We start from the raw sequence: 16,263 nt of genomic DNA, 5'->3' as shown, positions 1-16,263 counted from the left end.
GCAACCGGGGCGGGCTTTTTGTTGTGGCTACTCCTGCGGCAACGAGGCCAGGATATGGTCCACCATGAAATCCATGAACAGCCGCGCCTTGGGATCCTGGTGGCGGCGGTGGACGTAAAGACAGGCCATCTGAATCGGCACCGGCGGCTCAGATTGCAGCACGGGCACCAGCCGACCAGAGGCCAGATGCTCTGAGATTTCAAACACCGGTTTCAGAATGATCCCGTGCCCCTCCAGCGCCCAGCTGGTCAGCACGTCGCCATGGTCCGATTCAAACGGTCCCGTTACAGTCACTCGCTTGACCCCGTCGCCGTTGCGCAGCGGCCATTGAAATTCCGGCGCGCCCGGATAGCGCAGGTTCAAGCAGTCATGCGCATCGGTTTTCAACTCATCACTGGTCCGCGGCTGACCGCGGGCCCGAATATAGTCCGGCGAGGCGCACAACACCCGCGGGCAATCGGCGATCTTACGGATGCGGAGGTTTGAATCCTCGGGCACGCCCAGAAAAAACGACGCGTCCAGTCCCTCCGCGGCAAGATCCAGCTTGCGGTCCGACAGCCGCAGGCGGATAGAGATCAGCGGATAGGCATCCTTGAATTTCGGCACCGCCGGTGCGATCAGGCGCCGACCCAGCCCCAAGGGCGCCGCCACATATAGCGTGCCGCGCGGGGTTTGGGTGACGCTGCTGATGTCGGCCTCGGCCTCGTCCACCGCCTCCAAGATCTTGACCGCGCCACGATAGAACAGATTGCCCTGTTCGGTCGGGTTCAGCAGCCGTGTTGTGCGCTGAAACAGCCGCACGTTCAGGTGCTCTTCCAACTGGGAAATCCGCGACGAGGCCACGGCCGCCGAAATCCGCATGTCACGCGCCGCGGCGGACATGTTGCCAAGCTCGTAGACCCGGACAAAGGTGCGGATATTGTCGAGATACGCCATGCGGATATTCTTTGTGTTATTTTGAAACAGCTTGGACTTTTTACCTAATACATGAAAATAGCGGCATGCTCTAGTGTCCTTGCCAAAGCTTACGAGGAGAGAACAATGGAAGAGCTTGTGATCATGTGGGACTGGCTGGGCTTTGCGGTCCGCTGGCTTCATGTCATCACCGCCATTGCGTGGATCGGGTCGTCCTTTTACTTTGTCGCACTGGACCTTGGCTTGCGGAAAGTTCCGCATTTGCCGGTTGGCGCGCATGGCGAGGAATGGCAGGTCCACGGCGGCGGTTTTTACCACATCCAGAAGTACCTGGTGGCGCCGGAAAACATGCCGGACCACCTTATCTGGTTCAAATGGGAAAGCTATGCCACCTGGCTGTCGGGGGCGGGGCTGCTGATGATCGTCTACTGGGCCGGTGGGGAGCTGTACCTGATCGATTCCACCAAGGCGGATCTGGCGCTGTGGCAGGGCATCCTGATCTCCGGTGCGTCGCTGAGCATCGGCTGGCTGGTCTATGACTTCCTGTGCAAATCGCCGCTTGGGGAGAAGCCCACCTTCCTGATGGTGCTACTGTTCGTGCTGCTGGTTGCCATGGGCTGGGGCTACAACCAGATCTTCACCGGCCGTGCCGTGATGCTGCATCTGGGCGCCTTTACCGCGACAATCATGACGGCAAACGTGTTTTTCATCATCATGCCGAACCAGCGCATCGTTGTGAAGGATTTGCAGGAAGGCCGCACGCCGGACGCCAAATACGGCAAGATCGCCAAGCTGCGCTCGACCCACAACAACTACCTGACGCTTCCGGTTGTGTTCCTGATGCTGTCCAACCACTATCCGCTGGCCTTTGCCACCGAGTACAACTGGCTGATCGCGGCGCTCGTGTTCCTGATGGGGGTGACCATCCGTCACTACTTCAACAGCAACCACGCGGGCACCTCCAACCCGACCTGGACCTGGCCGGTGACCGCGCTTCTGTTTATCGGCATCATGATCCTCAGCCAGGCACCGCTGCAGCAGGACACCTACGAGGACTCTGAGGCGCGAGCGCTGACCAAGTCGGAGCAGGTCTTTGCCAGCAACCAGCATTTCGAGGATGTGATGAACGTGGTGCCGGGTCGCTGCGCCATGTGCCACGCGCGGGAGCCCTATTACGAAGGCATCCGCCGCGCGCCCAAGAACGTGCTGTTGGAGACACCGGCCGATGTGGCGAAATACGCCAAGGAGATCTACCTACAGGCCGGGGCCACCGTCGCCATGCCGCCCGCCAATGTGACCCACATGGAAGACGACGAGCGCGCCCTGATCCGTCGCTGGTATGCCAGCGCCTCCAGGGATCTGCCGTTCGCGCTGGCCGCAAACTGAGCCTACGGTCCAAACACGATCAAAATGGCCCTGCCCTTGCGGCGGGGCCATTTTTGCATGGCGCGGGCCGGGCCGCTCGCTTAAACCGCCCGCATCCGCCCAAATAGACTTCGATGCCAACAGGACCGCCATGCGACAAAGCCTCCGAGAGACTGCACTTGCTATCTGTGAAAAGAAAATCGCGCAAAAGGGCGAGGGCGTTGGCCTGTCGTTCTATGCGTTCTTTCGCAACAGGAACGATGACCCGGACCTGCTGATGGAAGCGGCAACATGGTGGATCATGACGCATAAGCTGGACCATTTTGAAAAAGCCCGGAAAATCCGCGAGATGATCCAGTTCGGCGCGTAACGCGCTACTGCCCGGACTCGATCCGGCGGAAGGCGGCCAGCCCGTGTTTCACCGCGTAATCAACGAACAGGCGCACTTTCGGATCTTGCAGTTTGCGGTGCGGATAGAGACAGCCGAACACTGTTGGCTCCGGCGGGGTGTCGGCCAGGATCTCGACCAGCGCGCCGCTGCGCAGATGCTGGGCCACATCGAACCGCGGCTTGTTGACGATGCCGTGCCCGTCCAGCGCCCAGGCGGTCAGCACGTCACTGTCATCGGCATCAAAACGCCCAGCGACCTCCAACTTTCGCGGACCGTCCGCCGTGGACAGCGTCCAGTAGTATTCCGGCGACCGCGGATATCGCAGCAACAGACAGTTATGGCCGCTCAGCAGATCGTCGGGTGTCTGCGGCGTGCCGTGCCGTTCCAGATAGTTCGGCGCCGCACATAGCACGCGGGTGCAATCGGCGATCTTACGCATCTTCAGGGTGGAATCATGCGGCGTGCCGATGAAAAACGCCACATCAAGACCATCCGCCAGGATGTCCACCTTGCGGTCTGACATGCGCATGCGGATTTCAGTGGCGGGGTAGGTCTCGGCGAAGCCGGGGACCAAAGGCGCGATGATACGGCGGCCCACGCCCAGGGGCGCCGTCACACGGATCACCCCGCGTGGCGCTTCGGAGAAGTGCGACACGACCGTTTCCGCGTCCTCGATTGATTCGAGCACCTTCTTGGCTTCGATGTAAAACAGCTGGCCGACCTCTGTTGGGGTCAGCGATCGTGTGGTACGATTGAACAGCCGAACGCCCAGATGTTTCTCCAGCTCCTTGATCCGCTTGCTGGCGACTGCGGGCGTCAGCCGCAGATCCCGTCCCCCAGAGGTGATACTGCCGAGTTCGACGACCCGGACAAAAACGCGCAGAGATTCGAGATAAGACATTGATGACAGTCCTTTACGGAGCCTTTCACGGGCGGAACGGGAAAGCTGCGTTGCGTGATCGGCGCCGCTGATACAGCCTGTTCCGACAGGCTTTAGCCTAAACATTTTCAACAGGGTGTTGAAAGCTTTTCGCGAATGCAGCCGTTAACCGAGGCAGTCGAAAAGTGTAAAAATACAGCAACGCAGAACATGCTGTCTAGCGACGACTTGGAGGCCAGATGGAACATCAAAACGACATTCGCCTAGTGCTGAACGGGCGGGAGGTTACGGTCAAGGACGCGAAGGCGACCACGACCCTGTTGGATTTCCTGCGGCTGGAGCAGCGGCTGACCGGCACCAAGGAAGGCTGCGCCGAGGGCGATTGCGGCGCCTGCACCGTGCTGGTGGGCCGCCTTCAGGACGGCGCGCTGCGGTTTGAAACGGTCAATGCCTGCATCCGTTTCCTCGCCTCGCTGAACGGCTGCCACGTGATCACGGTCGAGCACCTCTCCGGCCCCAAGGGCCGACTGCACCCGGTGCAACAGGCGATGGTCGACTACCACGGCAGCCAGTGCGGCTTCTGCACCCCCGGCTTCGTGATGTCGCTTTACGCGCTGTGGATGCAAACCCCTCAGCCATCTGAAGCACAGGTCGAAACCGCCGTGCAGGGCAACCTCTGCCGTTGCACCGGCTACGAGCCGATCGTGAAGGCAGCACTTGCGGTGAACCAATACGGCACCCCCGCCAACGACTACCTCAACACCGAGCGTGCGGCGCTGACGGCACAGCTGAAAGCAATCGAGCCCAAGACCCGCGTCGTCACCGGTCCCGAGGACGACCGCGCCATCCTGCCGCTGGATGTGACCGATCTGGCCGAGGTGCTTGCGCAGAACCCCAAGGCAACCATCGTTGCTGGGTCCACAGATGTCGGTCTCTGGGTGACCAAGTTCATGAAGCCGATCTCACCGGTGGTGTTTGTCTCTCACCTAAAAGACCTCAAAACGATTGAACTGACGGACGACGCGCTGACCATGGGCGCCGGCGTCACCTATACGGAAAGCGAGACGGCGATCCGCGAAGCGTTCCCGCATCTAGGCGATTACTGGGACCGCATTGCCGGCTGGCAGGTGCGCAACATGGGCACGATCGGCGGCAACATCGCCAATGGCTCGCCTATCGGCGACACGCCGCCCGTGCTGATCGCATTGGGGGCCGAGGTTACCTTGCAGAAACAGGGCGGCAGCCGCACGCTGGGGCTGGAGGAGTTCTTCATCGACTACGGTAAGCAGGACCGCGAGCCCGGCGATTTCGTTGCCAGCATCCGCATTCCGCGCGCGGCTGCGGGGCAGATCGACGCCGCCTACAAAATCTCCAAACGGCGGGACGAGGATATTTCCTCGGTTGCGGCGGGCATCAGCGTCACTGTGGCCGATGGCGTCATTACTTCAGCCCGAATTGCGTTCGGTGGCATGGCGGCCACTCCCAAACGTGCAGCGCGCACCGAAGCCGCGCTGGTGGGTCAGCCTTGGGGCGAGGCCGCATTTGACGCGGCAGCAGAAGCGGTGAAACAGGATTTCACCCCCTTGAGCGACTGGCGCGCCTCTGCCGAGTACCGAAGCCTGAGCGCCAGCAACCTCTTGCGCCGCTTCTTTCTGGAACACGATGCGGACAAGCCCGGCGCCGTCCGGCTGGCCGTCGCCTGAGGAGACCTTACGATGAAAGACCATCAGACCATCAGCGGCGCCGTGTCTCAGGATCGCCAGCACGACAGCGCCATCAAGCACGTCACTGGCCGCGCCGAATACACCGACGACATCGCAGAGCCCATCGGTACGCTGCACGCCTATTTGGGTGTGTCTACCGTGGCCCATGCAGACCTGCGCCAGATGGACCTATCGGCCGTGCGCTCCGCCCCCGGCGTGGTCGACGTGCTGACCGCCGAGGATATCCCAGGCGTCAATGACATCAGCCCTACCGGCAAGAAAGACGAGCCGGTGTTCCCGACCAAGAAGGTCGAATTTCACGGCCAGCCGCTGTTTGCAGTGATTGCCGAGACCCGCGATGCCGCCCGTCGAGCCGCGGAGCTGGCGCAAGTGGACTATGCGGTGCTGCCGCACGCGCTGGACCCGGTGCAGGCGCAGGACGCGGGCTATCCGATGGTCACCGATCCGCTGACACTGCAACGCGGCGACGTCGAGGCAGGCCGCAAAGATGCCGCTCATCGCATTCAGGCGCAGATGACCATCGGCGGCCAGGATCACATGTATCTGGAAGGCCACATCGCCTTTGCCCTCCCCGGCGAAGATGAGGATGTGATTGTGCACTGTTCCACCCAGCACCCCAGCGAAGCGCAGCATATGGTGGCGCATGTTCTGGGCGTGGCGAACAACGCCGTCACCGTCAACGTGCGCCGCATGGGCGGCGGCTTTGGCGGCAAGGAAAGCCAGATGAACCTGTTCTGCGCGGTGGCTGCCATTGCCGCGAAAAAGCTGAACCGCCCGGTCAAGATCCGCCCCGACCGCGATCAGGACATGACCGCCACCGGCAAGCGCCACGATTTCGTGGTGGATTACGATGTTGCTTTTGACACCGAGGGGCGCATCCAGGCGGTCGAAGGCGGCTTTGCCGCGCGCTGCGGGTATTCCTCGGATCTGTCCGGGCCAGTGACCGACCGCGCGCTGTTCCACGCCGACAACGCCTATTTCTACCCCAATGTGCTGCTGAAAAGCCGTCCGATGAAGACCAACACCGTCTCCAACACCGCCTTCCGCGGCTTTGGCGGGCCGCAGGGGGTGATCGTCGCGGAGCGGATGATCGAAGAGATCGCCTATGCCCTGGGCAAGGACCCCTTGGACGTGCGCAAGGCCAACTTCTATGGCGAAGACGGTCGCGATCTCACACCGTATCACCAGAAGGTGGAGGACAACATTCTCGACCGGCTGATCGGCGAGCTTGAGGAAAGCTCCGAGTATCGCAAACGCCGCGAAGAGATCATCGCCTTCAATGAGCAATCTCGGATCATCAAGAAGGGCATTGCCCTGACCCCCGTCAAATTCGGCATCTCCTTCACGGCGACCTGGTACAACCAGGCGGGTTCCCTGATCCACGTCTACAATGACGGCTCGATCCACCTGAACCACGGCGGCACCGAGATGGGGCAGGGCCTCAACACCAAGGTGGCGCAAGTGGTTGCCGATGCCTTTCAGGTGGATTTCGAACGCATCAAGATCACCAAGACCACCACCGAGAAGGTTCCCAACACCTCGGCCACCGCGGCGTCCTCGGGGTCGGACCTCAACGGCATGGCGGCGTTGGACGCAGCGGAGCAGATCATTGCCCGGCTGACCAAGTTCGCGGCTGAAAAATGGGGCGTGTCCGAGGCAGAGGTCGAATTTCTGCCAAACCGCGTGCGCATCGGCACGGAGGTTGTGAGCTTTGATGCGCTGGTGAAAGAGGCCTACATGGCCCGCGTGCACCTGTCGGCGGCGGGCTTTTACAAGACGCCCAAGATTCACTGGGACCGCGCAGCGGGCAAGGGGCGGCCATTCTTCTATTACGCCTACGGCGCCGCATGTTCAGAGGTGTCGATTGACACGCTGACCGGCGAATACCAGGTCGAGCGCACCGACATCCTGCATGACGTGGGCCGCTCGCTGAACCCGATCCTGGACAAGGGCCAGGTGGAAGGCGCGTTCATTCAGGGCATGGGCTGGCTGACCACAGAAGAGCTGTGGTGGGACAAGGAAGGCCGCCTGCGCACCCATGCACCTTCGACCTACAAAATCCCGCTGGCCTCTGATCGGCCGCGCATCTTCAACACCCAGCTTGCCGAGTGGTCGGTCAACAAGGAGCGCACGATCAAACGGTCCAAGGCCGTGGGAGAGCCACCCTTCATGCTGGGAATCTCGGTATTCGAGGCGCTGTCGATGGCCGTGGCCAGCACTGCGGATTACAAGATATGCCCGCGCCTTGACGCGCCCGCCACGCCCGAGCGCGTGCTGATGGCGATCGAAACCCTCAAGGGGCAGGGCTGAACCATGCGCCGCCGCGCCACCCTTCAAGATTTTCTGGCCAGCCACAAACATGTGGTGCAGGTCTGCCTGAGCCGCGTTCGGGGATCCTCCCCGCGCGAGGCGGGCACCTGCATGTATGTGGCACCAGAGGGTCTGTGGGGCACGATCGGCGGCGGCCAGCTGGAATACATCGCCATCGACCACGCCCGGAAGATGCTGAAAACTCATGTGATCAGCGACACTCTGGATGTGCCGTTGGGGCCGGAAATTGGCCAGTGCTGCGGCGGACGGGTGGAACTGACGCTGGCGCAGATGCGCCAGGCCGACCGCGACTGCGCCCTCGCCGAGGAGCAGGCGGCGCAGGCCGCCCTGCCGCACGTCTACGTGATGGGCGCAGGCCACGTTGGCCGCGCGCTGGCGGATCTGTTCCAGCACCTGCCGGTGCGCTGCATCCTGATCGACCAGCGCGCCGAAGAACTGGCCCTGTGCAACGCTGATGTGGAGATCCGCCAAAGCGCCATTCCCGAGATCGACATCGCCACTGCCCCGGCGGGCAGCGCCTTTGTCGTCCTCACCCACGATCATGCGCTCGACTTCCTGCTGACCTCCGCTGCCCTGCAGCGCGGCGATGCGGCTTATGTCGGCCTGATCGGATCGGCCACCAAGCGGGAGAAGTTCCGCCGCTGGTGCCGGGACCATTGCGACGGTCTGGCAACCGACCGTCTCATCTGCCCCATTGGGGCAAGCGGTAGCCGCGACAAGCGGCCCAGCGTCATCGCGGCCTTCGTGGCCGCAGAGGTGATCGCTGATCTGACCTATGAACCTGCCGCGTCCGCTCCAACACGGAGCATTGACCTGCCCCATTCGGGCAGCCAACCGGACGCAGAGGGAAACACGGCTGAGGAAATCAGCCGCTAAGGACTGCGTCCTCTTTGACAGGAGGAGGCCGCCATGACCACAGGGCGGAGCTATACGTACAAACTGTTCGCGCGGAATGACTTCAGTGCATTCTGGGCGCTGTTCACCGACAATCTAATCAACCTGATCGTCCTTTCGGGCATCTGTCAGTTTGTCTTCAACATGCCGGCTGAGATCGTGTTCGGCCGCATCGTGCCCGGCGCCGCAGTGGCAATTCTCGCCGGAATCGCGGTTTATACCTGGCTGGCCAAACGTGTGGCCGAGAAGCAGGGCCGCGACGTGACCGCGCTGCCCTATGGTATCTCGACTCCGGTGATGTTCGTCTACCTGTTCGGCGTAATCGGGCCGATCTATTGGTCCACCAATGACGCGATGCTGGCTTGGCAGGTGGGCATCGGTGCGGGCTTCATGGGCGGCATCGTCGCCGCGATGGGCGCCATCGTCGGTCCCTGGCTCAAGCGCGTGACCCCGCGTGCGGGTATGCTCGGCACGCTGTGCGGCATCGCTCTGGTGTTCATCGGCACTGTGCCGCTGGCAACGATTTTTGAGAACCCGTTCGTCGGCTTTGCCTCGATGATCATCATCCTGTGGGGGCTGGTCGGCCGCCACCGTCTTCCGTTCAACATTCCCGCGGGCCTTTTGGCGCTGATTGTCGGCACCGTTGTTGCGCTCGGCATGGGCGAGGCCTCGGTCTCCTTCGACGGCGTCGGCGTCTATTTGCCGATCCCCTACTTCGGTGACCTGATCGCGGGCATCCAACACCTGTTCGCCAACCCGGAGCTGTTCCTGGTTCTGGTGCCGGTGCAGATCTACAACTTCATCGAAACCATGAACAACGTCGAAAGCGCCGAGGCAGCGGGCGATCACTACCCGGTCGGACTGTGCCAGGTAACGGATGGCGTCGGCACCATGATCGGTGCGGTCTTTGGCTCGCCCTTTCCGACCACCGCTTATATTGGCCACCCGGCCTATAAGCGCATGGGCGCACGCTCGGGTTACATCATCGGCGTCGGCCTGGTGATCCCCTTTGCCGCCTTCTGTGGCCTGCTGGCGTTTCTCAACAACCTGATCCCCGTGGCAGCGGCCGCGCCAGTGCTTGTGTTCGTGGCACTCAGCCTGGTGACCAATACCGCGCATTCGGTAAAGACTGACCATATCGCCGCAGTGACCATTGCGATGATGCCGCATGTCTCGGCCTTCCTGATGGTGAAATGGGGCGCGATGGCCGGTGCACTGGGCGCATTGGGCGCCACCGGCATGGCCCAACTGGGCGATCCGGAGCTCACCGCCGCGCTGTTGCAACAAGGCGCGCATTACGAGGGTCATCTGGCGCTGAGCCAAGGTGCCATTCTGACCGGGCTGATCTGGGGAGCCATTGTTGCCAGTGTGATCGACGGTGATTTCCGCAATGCGGGCGGCTTCGCGCTTGCGGCGGCAATGATGTCGCTGGTCGGGGTGATCCACTCCGCCAGCCTGCATTGGCCAGCGTTCAGCGGCATCGCACTTGGCTATCTGATCGCGGCCGGGTTCCTGTTCATCTACCCGCTTTTCCACAAGGCTGAAGCGCAGGAACCGGACGACAGCCAGCCCCATGTGCCGCATCTTCCCGCAGGCGAATAACCCCAGATGACAAGGGACGGGGGGCCGTGTGCCCCCTGTCTGAAACCCAAGGACATCAGACATATGACTACGAAACAGACGCTGTTGCGCGGACGGGTGCTGGATTTTTGCGACGAACCGCAGGACCCGCAGGACACCGGCGCCTATGATTACATCGAAGACGGCGCGCTGCTGGTCGCAGATGGCATGATCCTGGCGAAGGGCAGCTACGGCGATCTCTCCCGGCAAGCTCCGGCGGCAGAGGTGATCGACCACCGCCCGCATTTGCTGATGGCCGGCTTCATCGATACCCATCTGCACTTCCCGCAGGTGCAGGTGATTGCCAGCTGGGGCGCGCAGCTGCTGGACTGGCTGAACACCTATACCTTCCCCGAAGAGACCCGCTTTGCCGATGAAGGCCACAGCGCCGAAATGGCCGGGCGGTTTATGGATCTGCTGACCGCCCATGGCACCACCACCGCCGTCGCCTATTGTTCCGTCCACAAGGCCTCGGCCGAGGCCTACTTCGACGCCGCCGCCGCGCGCAACATGCGGATGATCGGCGGCAAGGTGATGATGGACCGCAACGCCCCCGACGGTCTGCTGGACACACCTGTCAGCGGTTATGACGACACCAAGGCGCTGATTGCGAAATACCACGGCCGCGGTCGCGGGCTCTATGCGATTACACCGCGGTTCGCCATCACCTCCACCCCGGCGCAGATGGAGATGGCGGGCGCGCTGGTGCAAGAGCATCGCGATTGCTACGTACAGACGCATCTATCGGAGAACCATGACGAGATCGCCTATACTGCCGAGCTGTACCCACAGGCGCGCGACTATCTGGACGTCTACCAGTCGCACGGGCTGCTGACCGAAAAGATGCTGCTGGGCCATTCGATCCACCTGAAGCCACGCGAGATCGATGCGCTGGCTGAAACCGGTGCCAAGCCCGTGTTCTGCCCGACCTCGAACCTGTTCCTGGGGAGCGGTCTTTTTGATGACGCTGGGTTGCGCGCACGCGGTATCACCAATGCCATTGCCACCGATATCGGCGCTGGCACCAGCTACTCCATGCTGCAAACCCTGAACGAGGGCTACAAGGTTCTGCAATTGCAGAACCAGCCGCTGCACCCATTGCGCGCCTTTCACTGGATCACCCGTGGCAACGCGCTGGCCTTGGGGCTGGCCGATCGGATTGGCACGCTCGCGGCCGGGACCGAGGCCGACATCGTGGTGTTGGACGCCCGCGCCACACCGGCGATGGATCTGCGCATGCAGCGCGCCGAAACCCTGTCGCAAGAGCTGTTCGTGCTACAGATGCTGGGCGATGACCGCGCAATCGCACAGACCTACGTGGCGGGACAGCCCGTAAAAGGCGCCGCGTGACCTCAGTGTCCCGTACCGAAGCATCCGATCGCCGCAGAATCAGAGACATACCATAATCATGATTCCGCGCAATACGATGCCCCCGAGGGCGGCTCAAGGCATCTCGCGGTGCGGAGCTGGCCTCGTCAGCTAGACTGGGGATGCCTTGGAGTCGGAAACTCGGATCACCAGACAGTCAGCGGCGGCGCAGCGCGATTGCAAATGCTGCGGCAGATCGGCACCGGTGACTACCACGTCGTACTCCCACACATGGTGTTTGCTGAAAGGCAGATCGCGGCCCAGTTTGGCGGCCTCCATCACCAGCACCTTGCGGCGGGCGCAGGCCACAACCGCTCTACGGGCAGCGATTTCCTCCGCGTTGTAATCCAGCACCTCGCCACACGATGACAGCCCGCCACAGCTAAAGACCGCGATATCGGCCAGCACCCCGTCAAAAAAGCTCTCGGAAGCGGCCCCGATCACATCAAGGTCGCGGAGCCGCACCGCACCGCCGGCCAGCATAACCCGGACGTCTCTGGCACCTTGCAGGGCGATGACCGCGTGAAGGCTGTTGGTGGCCACGAACAGCCCCGCGCGGCTGGCCGCCAGCATCCGCGCGCAGGTCTCGACCGTGGAACCGGTGCCAAGCGCCAGCCGGGCGCCATTCGGGACCAAGTCACGCACCGCTATGGCAATCTGCTGCTTTTCCGCCCGCGCCAAGCTGGCTCTGGGCGCATAGCCGATGTTCTCCGATGGTTGGCGCAATCGCACAACGCCGCTGCGCCGCTGCACCAGCGTGGCCTCGTCCAGCTGCCGCAGATCGCTGCGAATGGTCTGCACCGACACACCCAGACGCGCGGCCAGCGCTGCAGCAGACAGCTCTCCTACCTCGCACAAAAGCGCGATAATCGCATCGCGCCGCCGTGTCATGTCCTCCTTGCGCATCGGTTTTCCTTTGAAAATGGGCACGCCGCGCCGTGTCCTAGCAAGCGCCAGATCGACAGGGCAAGTTAATAATATTGTTGGAAAATCGTCACAAAACGGTTTCAGACTTCGGAAATAACGGCGGCGCGATAACTTTCGAACGAAAGCCAAAACCGGAGATTTCGGATGAAAACCCTTCTGTCCGCCGCCACCCTGGCCCTCGCCACCACGGCGTCCTTTGCTGACACCCTGACCCTTTACACGTCGCAGCCCAACGCGGATGCGCAAAAGACCGTCGACGCCTTCATGGCCGCCCACCCCGGCATCGAGGTCGACTGGGTGCGCGATGGCACCACCAAGCTGATGGCCCGCCTGACCGCTGAGATCGAAGCCGGCAGCCCGCAGCCCGACGTCCTGCTGATCGCCGACACTGTGACGCTGGAAGGCATGGCCCAGGCAGGCCACCTGAAAGCCTATCAGTCGCCCGAGGCGCAGGCCTATGATCCGGCGCTTTACAGTGCTGACGGTTATTATCATTCGACCAAGCTCATCACCACCGGCATCGTCTACAACACCGGTGCCGCCAGCCAGCCCACTTCCTGGGGAGACTTGGCGGATCCGGCATTGAAAGGCCAGCTGGCGATGCCATCGCCGCTCTATTCCGGCGCCGCGCTGATCCATTTGGCGACCCTGACGGGTGACGAAAAACTGGGCTGGGATTACTACGGCGATCTGGCCGCCAACGAGGCGCGCGCACAAGGCGGCAACGGCGGCACCTTCAAGGCGGTTGCCTCGGGCGAGAAACCCTATGGCGTCGTGGTCGACTTCCTCGCGATCCGCAACAAGGCCGACGGCTCACCGGTGGAATTTGTCTTCCCCGAGGAAGGCGTATCCTACGTGACTGAACCCGTAGCCATTCTGGAGACCGCCAAGAATGTCGATGCGGCTCAGAAGTTCGTCGACTTCGTGCTGTCGCAGCAAGGCCAGAAACTGGTGCTGGACATGGGCTATATCCCGGCCCGCAATGGCATGGGCGTCCCCGAGGGTTTCCCGGCACGCGAAGAGATCAAACTGATGTCCTTCGACCCGGCCACGGCATTGCAGGCCGCCGACAGCAACAAGGCAAAATTCGCTGATCTCTTTGGCGCGGAATGACACGGACGCTCACATACCCCTGCAGCAGCCGGTCCGAGGACCGGCTGCTGACGCTGGTTCTGGGGCTGGCCATTCTGGTCACGCTGGCGCCGGTTGCGCGGTTGTTTCACGAAGGGCTGACTGCTGGCGGAAGCCTCAACCCCGGCTTTCTGGCAGACGTGCTGGCGAAACCCGCGACCCGCGCGGCGCTGTGGCATTCACTGGTGACGGCGGGCCTCGGGACCGTGATATCGGTCCTGATCGGCGGCGTCTTTGCCTTCCTGGTGGCGCTCACCGACCTGCGGCGCAAGGCGGCGCTGGTGTTCTGCCTGATGATCCCGATGATGATCCCGCCGCAGATCACCGCCCTGTCCTGGACCCAGGTGATGGGACCGTCGTCGGTCTTCCTGAAAACGCTGGGTCTGGCACCGCCCCTTGGCGCGCCGCAGCCCCTGTATTCCCCCGGCGGCATCATCCTGCTCCTAGGCATCCAGCATACTTCGATCATCTTTCTGACCCTGCGCGCCGGGCTGCGCGCGATCCCGCAGGACGCGGTGGAGGCCGCCCGCATTTCCGGCGCCCGCGGGCTGCGGATCTGGTGGCAGGTGGTGCTGCCGCTGACCCTGCCCAGCCTGCTGGGGGGCATCGCGATCACCTTTGTCACAGCCCTTGGCAATTTCGGCATCCCCGCCATGCTGGGCATTCCGGCGGGCTATGCCACCCTGCCGACACTGATCTACCAGCGGCTGGCGGGACTAGGCACCGCGGTGCTGGCCGAGGTTGCGGTGCTGGCTATGCTGATCGGCGCCGTCGCCATCGCGGGCATCCTGCTGCAGCGGTTCTTCCAGCGCCGCCAACGGCTGCATCTGACCGGCAGCGGCGGCCGCGCGCTGATGATCCCGCTGGGCCGCGCCCGGCTGCCAGTCGAAATGACCCTGTGGCTGGTGATCGCCGCAATCCTAGTGCTGCCGATGGCGGGGCTGCTGGCGACCTCTCTGGTGCCCGCCTATGGTGTCCCGCTGCGGCTGGACACCCTGTCGCTGGACGCTTGGCACGAGGCACTGTTGCGCCAGCCCGCTACTCGTCGCGCCTTTGCGAACTCCTTCCTGCTGTCGACCGGTGCGGCGGTTCTGTTGATGGCCCTGTGCCTGCCGCTGGCCTGGCTGATGGAGCGGCACAAAACCCGTGTGGGGCAGGTTTTCGACAGTTTGTTGGACCTGCCTTATGCGCTGCCCGGTGTGGTGCTGGCGATTGCCATGATCCTTCTTCTGATCAACCTGCCCTTCACCGATGCCACGCTCTACGGCACGATCTGGATCATCTTTCTGGCCTATCTCGCGCGCTTCCTTGCGGTGATGTTCCGCCCGGTGCAATCCAGCCTGCGGCAACTGGATCCCGCCATGGACGAGGCCGCACGCGCTGCCGGTGCGCCGCTGTGGCGGCGGTTGCGGGACATCATTCTGCCGCTCTCGGCCCCCGCCGCCGCGGCAGGCGCGATTCTGGTGTTCCTCACCGCCTTCAATGAACTCACCGTCTCGGCGCTCCTGTGGTCTTCGGGAACCGAAACGCTGGGCGTGGTGATCTTCAACCTCGACGACAGCGGCGAGACGGTGATGGCTTCGGCTGTGGCCATGACCATCGTGCTGGTTGTCATGTTCCTGATGGCGGTGATCCAGCTGACCTCCCGCCACCTGCCCAAAGGAGTTGTCCCATGGCAGAGCTGACCCTCACCGGACTCGCCAAGCATTTTGACAAGACCCCGGCGCTGCAATCCGTCACCACTACGGTGCAAGACGGCGAGTTTCTCGCCCTGCTCGGCCCCTCGGGCTGCGGCAAGTCCACCCTGTTGCGGCTGCTGGCCGGGTTTGAGCAGCCGACCCAGGGCAGCATCCGCATCGGCGCGCAGGAGGTGGCCGATGCCGCGACCGGTCGCCACGTGGCACCCGAAAACCGCAACATCGGTTTCGTGTTCCAGTCTTACGCGCTGTGGCCCCATATGAGCGTGCGACGCAACATTGGCTACCCGCTGGAGATCCGCAAACTATCAAAGGCACAGCGCGACACCCGCATTGACGCCGCGCTGGAGGCCACTGCACTGCACGCCTATGCCGACCGGATGCCATCAGACCTGTCGGGCGGCCAGCGACAACGGGTGGCGCTGGCGCGCTGTCTGGTCTCTGACCCCACCGCGGTGCTGCTGGATGAGCCGCTGGCCAATCTGGACGTGGCCCTGCGCGCCTCGATGCAGGACGTCTTCTGCGACTTCCACCAGCGCACCGGCGCGACGATGGTCTATGTCACCCATGATCAAGGCGAAGCGATGGCGATGGCTGACCGCATCGCCGTGATGAACGAGGGCCGGATGGTCCAGCTCGACACGCCGGAGGCGCTGTATGCCCGACCGCGCAGCCGCTTCGTCGCCGAGTTCATCGGCGACGGCACAGTGGTGCCGCTGACAGGCGCCAGCCGTGACGGCGCCGGCTGCGAAGCCAGCCTGCTGGGCACCCGTCTGCCGGTGGAAACCGACAGCCCCAGCCCGACACTAGCCTGCCTCAGGCCCGAAAACCTCGCCATCGCCGAAACCGGCGATATCCGCGCGCGGGTCGAGCGTGTCACCTATCTGGGGGGGCGCTACCGGCTGGACCTGGTGGCCACGAGCGGCGATGCGCTGGTGGCCCAAAGCAGCAACCGGTACGCGCCCGGCAGCCAGATCGGATTGACGCTGACCTCCCCCTGGGCCTTTGCGGCCGCCTGAC

Annotated in this window: 13 protein-coding genes; 10 read left to right on the top strand and 3 right to left on the bottom strand. The window is 63.0% G+C overall.

Annotation, left to right across the window (positions count from 1 at the left end; translation table 11 throughout):
* Nucleotides 1-27: 27 nt before the first annotated feature.
* Nucleotides 28-936 carry a LysR family transcriptional regulator gene (locus AC0IPL_RS05555; protein WP_474272665.1) on the bottom strand — a complete coding sequence of 303 codons (909 nt, stop codon included), beginning with the start codon at nt 934-936 and terminating at the stop codon, nt 28-30.
* A gap of 105 nt (nt 937-1,041) precedes the next feature.
* Here AC0IPL_RS05555 and AC0IPL_RS05550 point away from each other — a divergent pair, with 105 nt between their 5' ends.
* Both AC0IPL_RS05550 and AC0IPL_RS05545 read left to right on the top strand, forming a co-directional pair.
* A complete protein-coding gene (locus tag AC0IPL_RS05550) occupies nt 1,042-2,301 on the top strand; it encodes a urate hydroxylase PuuD (protein WP_474272664.1) in 1,260 nt (419 codons plus the stop codon).
* 130 nt (nt 2,302-2,431) lie between these two features.
* Nucleotides 2,432-2,650 carry a DUF6500 family protein gene (locus AC0IPL_RS05545; RefSeq protein ID WP_474272663.1) on the top strand — a complete coding sequence of 73 codons (219 nt, stop codon included), beginning with the start codon at nt 2,432-2,434 and terminating at the stop codon, nt 2,648-2,650.
* A 4-nt stretch (nt 2,651-2,654) separates the two neighbouring features.
* On the opposite strand, the gene AC0IPL_RS05540 is transcribed toward AC0IPL_RS05545, so the two are convergent.
* A complete protein-coding gene (locus AC0IPL_RS05540) occupies nt 2,655-3,572 on the bottom strand; it encodes a LysR family transcriptional regulator (protein WP_474272662.1) in 918 nt (305 codons plus the stop codon).
* 218 nt (nt 3,573-3,790) lie between these two features.
* Here AC0IPL_RS05540 and xdhA point away from each other — a divergent pair, with 218 nt between their 5' ends.
* From xdhA to guaD, 5 genes are all read left to right on the top strand, one after another.
* Nucleotides 3,791-5,254, top strand: coding sequence for a xanthine dehydrogenase small subunit (xdhA, locus tag AC0IPL_RS05535; protein ID WP_474272661.1), 1,464 nt, complete (start codon nt 3,791-3,793; stop codon nt 5,252-5,254).
* 12 nt (nt 5,255-5,266) lie between these two features.
* A complete protein-coding gene (gene xdhB / locus AC0IPL_RS05530) occupies nt 5,267-7,585 on the top strand; it encodes a xanthine dehydrogenase molybdopterin binding subunit (protein WP_474272660.1) in 2,319 nt (772 codons plus the stop codon).
* A gap of 3 nt (nt 7,586-7,588) precedes the next feature.
* Complete coding sequence (gene xdhC, locus AC0IPL_RS05525) at nt 7,589-8,482, top strand: xanthine dehydrogenase accessory protein XdhC (protein ID WP_474272659.1); 894 nt, start codon at nt 7,589-7,591, stop codon at nt 8,480-8,482.
* Nucleotides 8,483-8,515: 33 nt separating this feature from the next.
* Nucleotides 8,516-10,102 carry a xanthine/uracil/vitamin C permease gene (locus tag AC0IPL_RS05520; protein ID WP_474272658.1) on the top strand — a complete coding sequence of 529 codons (1,587 nt, stop codon included), beginning with the start codon at nt 8,516-8,518 and terminating at the stop codon, nt 10,100-10,102.
* Between the two features lie 63 nt (nt 10,103-10,165).
* On the top strand, nt 10,166-11,470 hold the full coding sequence (gene guaD, locus AC0IPL_RS05515) for a guanine deaminase (RefSeq protein ID WP_474272657.1): 1,305 nt from the start codon (nt 10,166-10,168) through the stop codon (nt 11,468-11,470).
* 129 nt (nt 11,471-11,599) lie between these two features.
* Here guaD and AC0IPL_RS05510 read toward each other — a convergent pair whose 3' ends face one another.
* Nucleotides 11,600-12,394 carry a DeoR/GlpR family DNA-binding transcription regulator gene (locus tag AC0IPL_RS05510; protein WP_474272656.1) on the bottom strand — a complete coding sequence of 265 codons (795 nt, stop codon included), beginning with the start codon at nt 12,392-12,394 and terminating at the stop codon, nt 11,600-11,602.
* A 165-nt stretch (nt 12,395-12,559) separates the two neighbouring features.
* Between AC0IPL_RS05510 and AC0IPL_RS05505 the strand changes: the two genes are divergently transcribed.
* Genes AC0IPL_RS05505 through AC0IPL_RS05495 form a run of 3 tightly spaced genes read left to right on the top strand, consistent with a single transcriptional unit; the run spans nt 12,560 to nt 16,262 of the window.
* Complete coding sequence (locus AC0IPL_RS05505) at nt 12,560-13,528, top strand: ABC transporter substrate-binding protein (RefSeq protein WP_474272655.1); 969 nt, start codon at nt 12,560-12,562, stop codon at nt 13,526-13,528.
* Nucleotides 13,525-15,231 carry an ABC transporter permease gene (locus AC0IPL_RS05500; RefSeq protein ID WP_474272654.1) on the top strand — a complete coding sequence of 569 codons (1,707 nt, stop codon included), beginning with the start codon at nt 13,525-13,527 and terminating at the stop codon, nt 15,229-15,231. Before AC0IPL_RS05505 ends, AC0IPL_RS05500 begins: the two co-directional genes overlap by 4 nt.
* On the top strand, nt 15,219-16,262 hold the full coding sequence (locus AC0IPL_RS05495) for an ABC transporter ATP-binding protein (protein WP_474272653.1): 1,044 nt from the start codon (nt 15,219-15,221) through the stop codon (nt 16,260-16,262). The genes AC0IPL_RS05500 and AC0IPL_RS05495 overlap by 13 nt, the downstream gene beginning before the upstream one ends.
* The last annotated feature ends 1 nt before the right edge of the window (nt 16,263 follow it).

The organism is Leisingera sp. SA32 (assembly GCF_056033425.1).
Note: the sequence above shows the minus strand (reverse complement) of the source record. Positions and strands in the feature narration are given on the sequence as shown.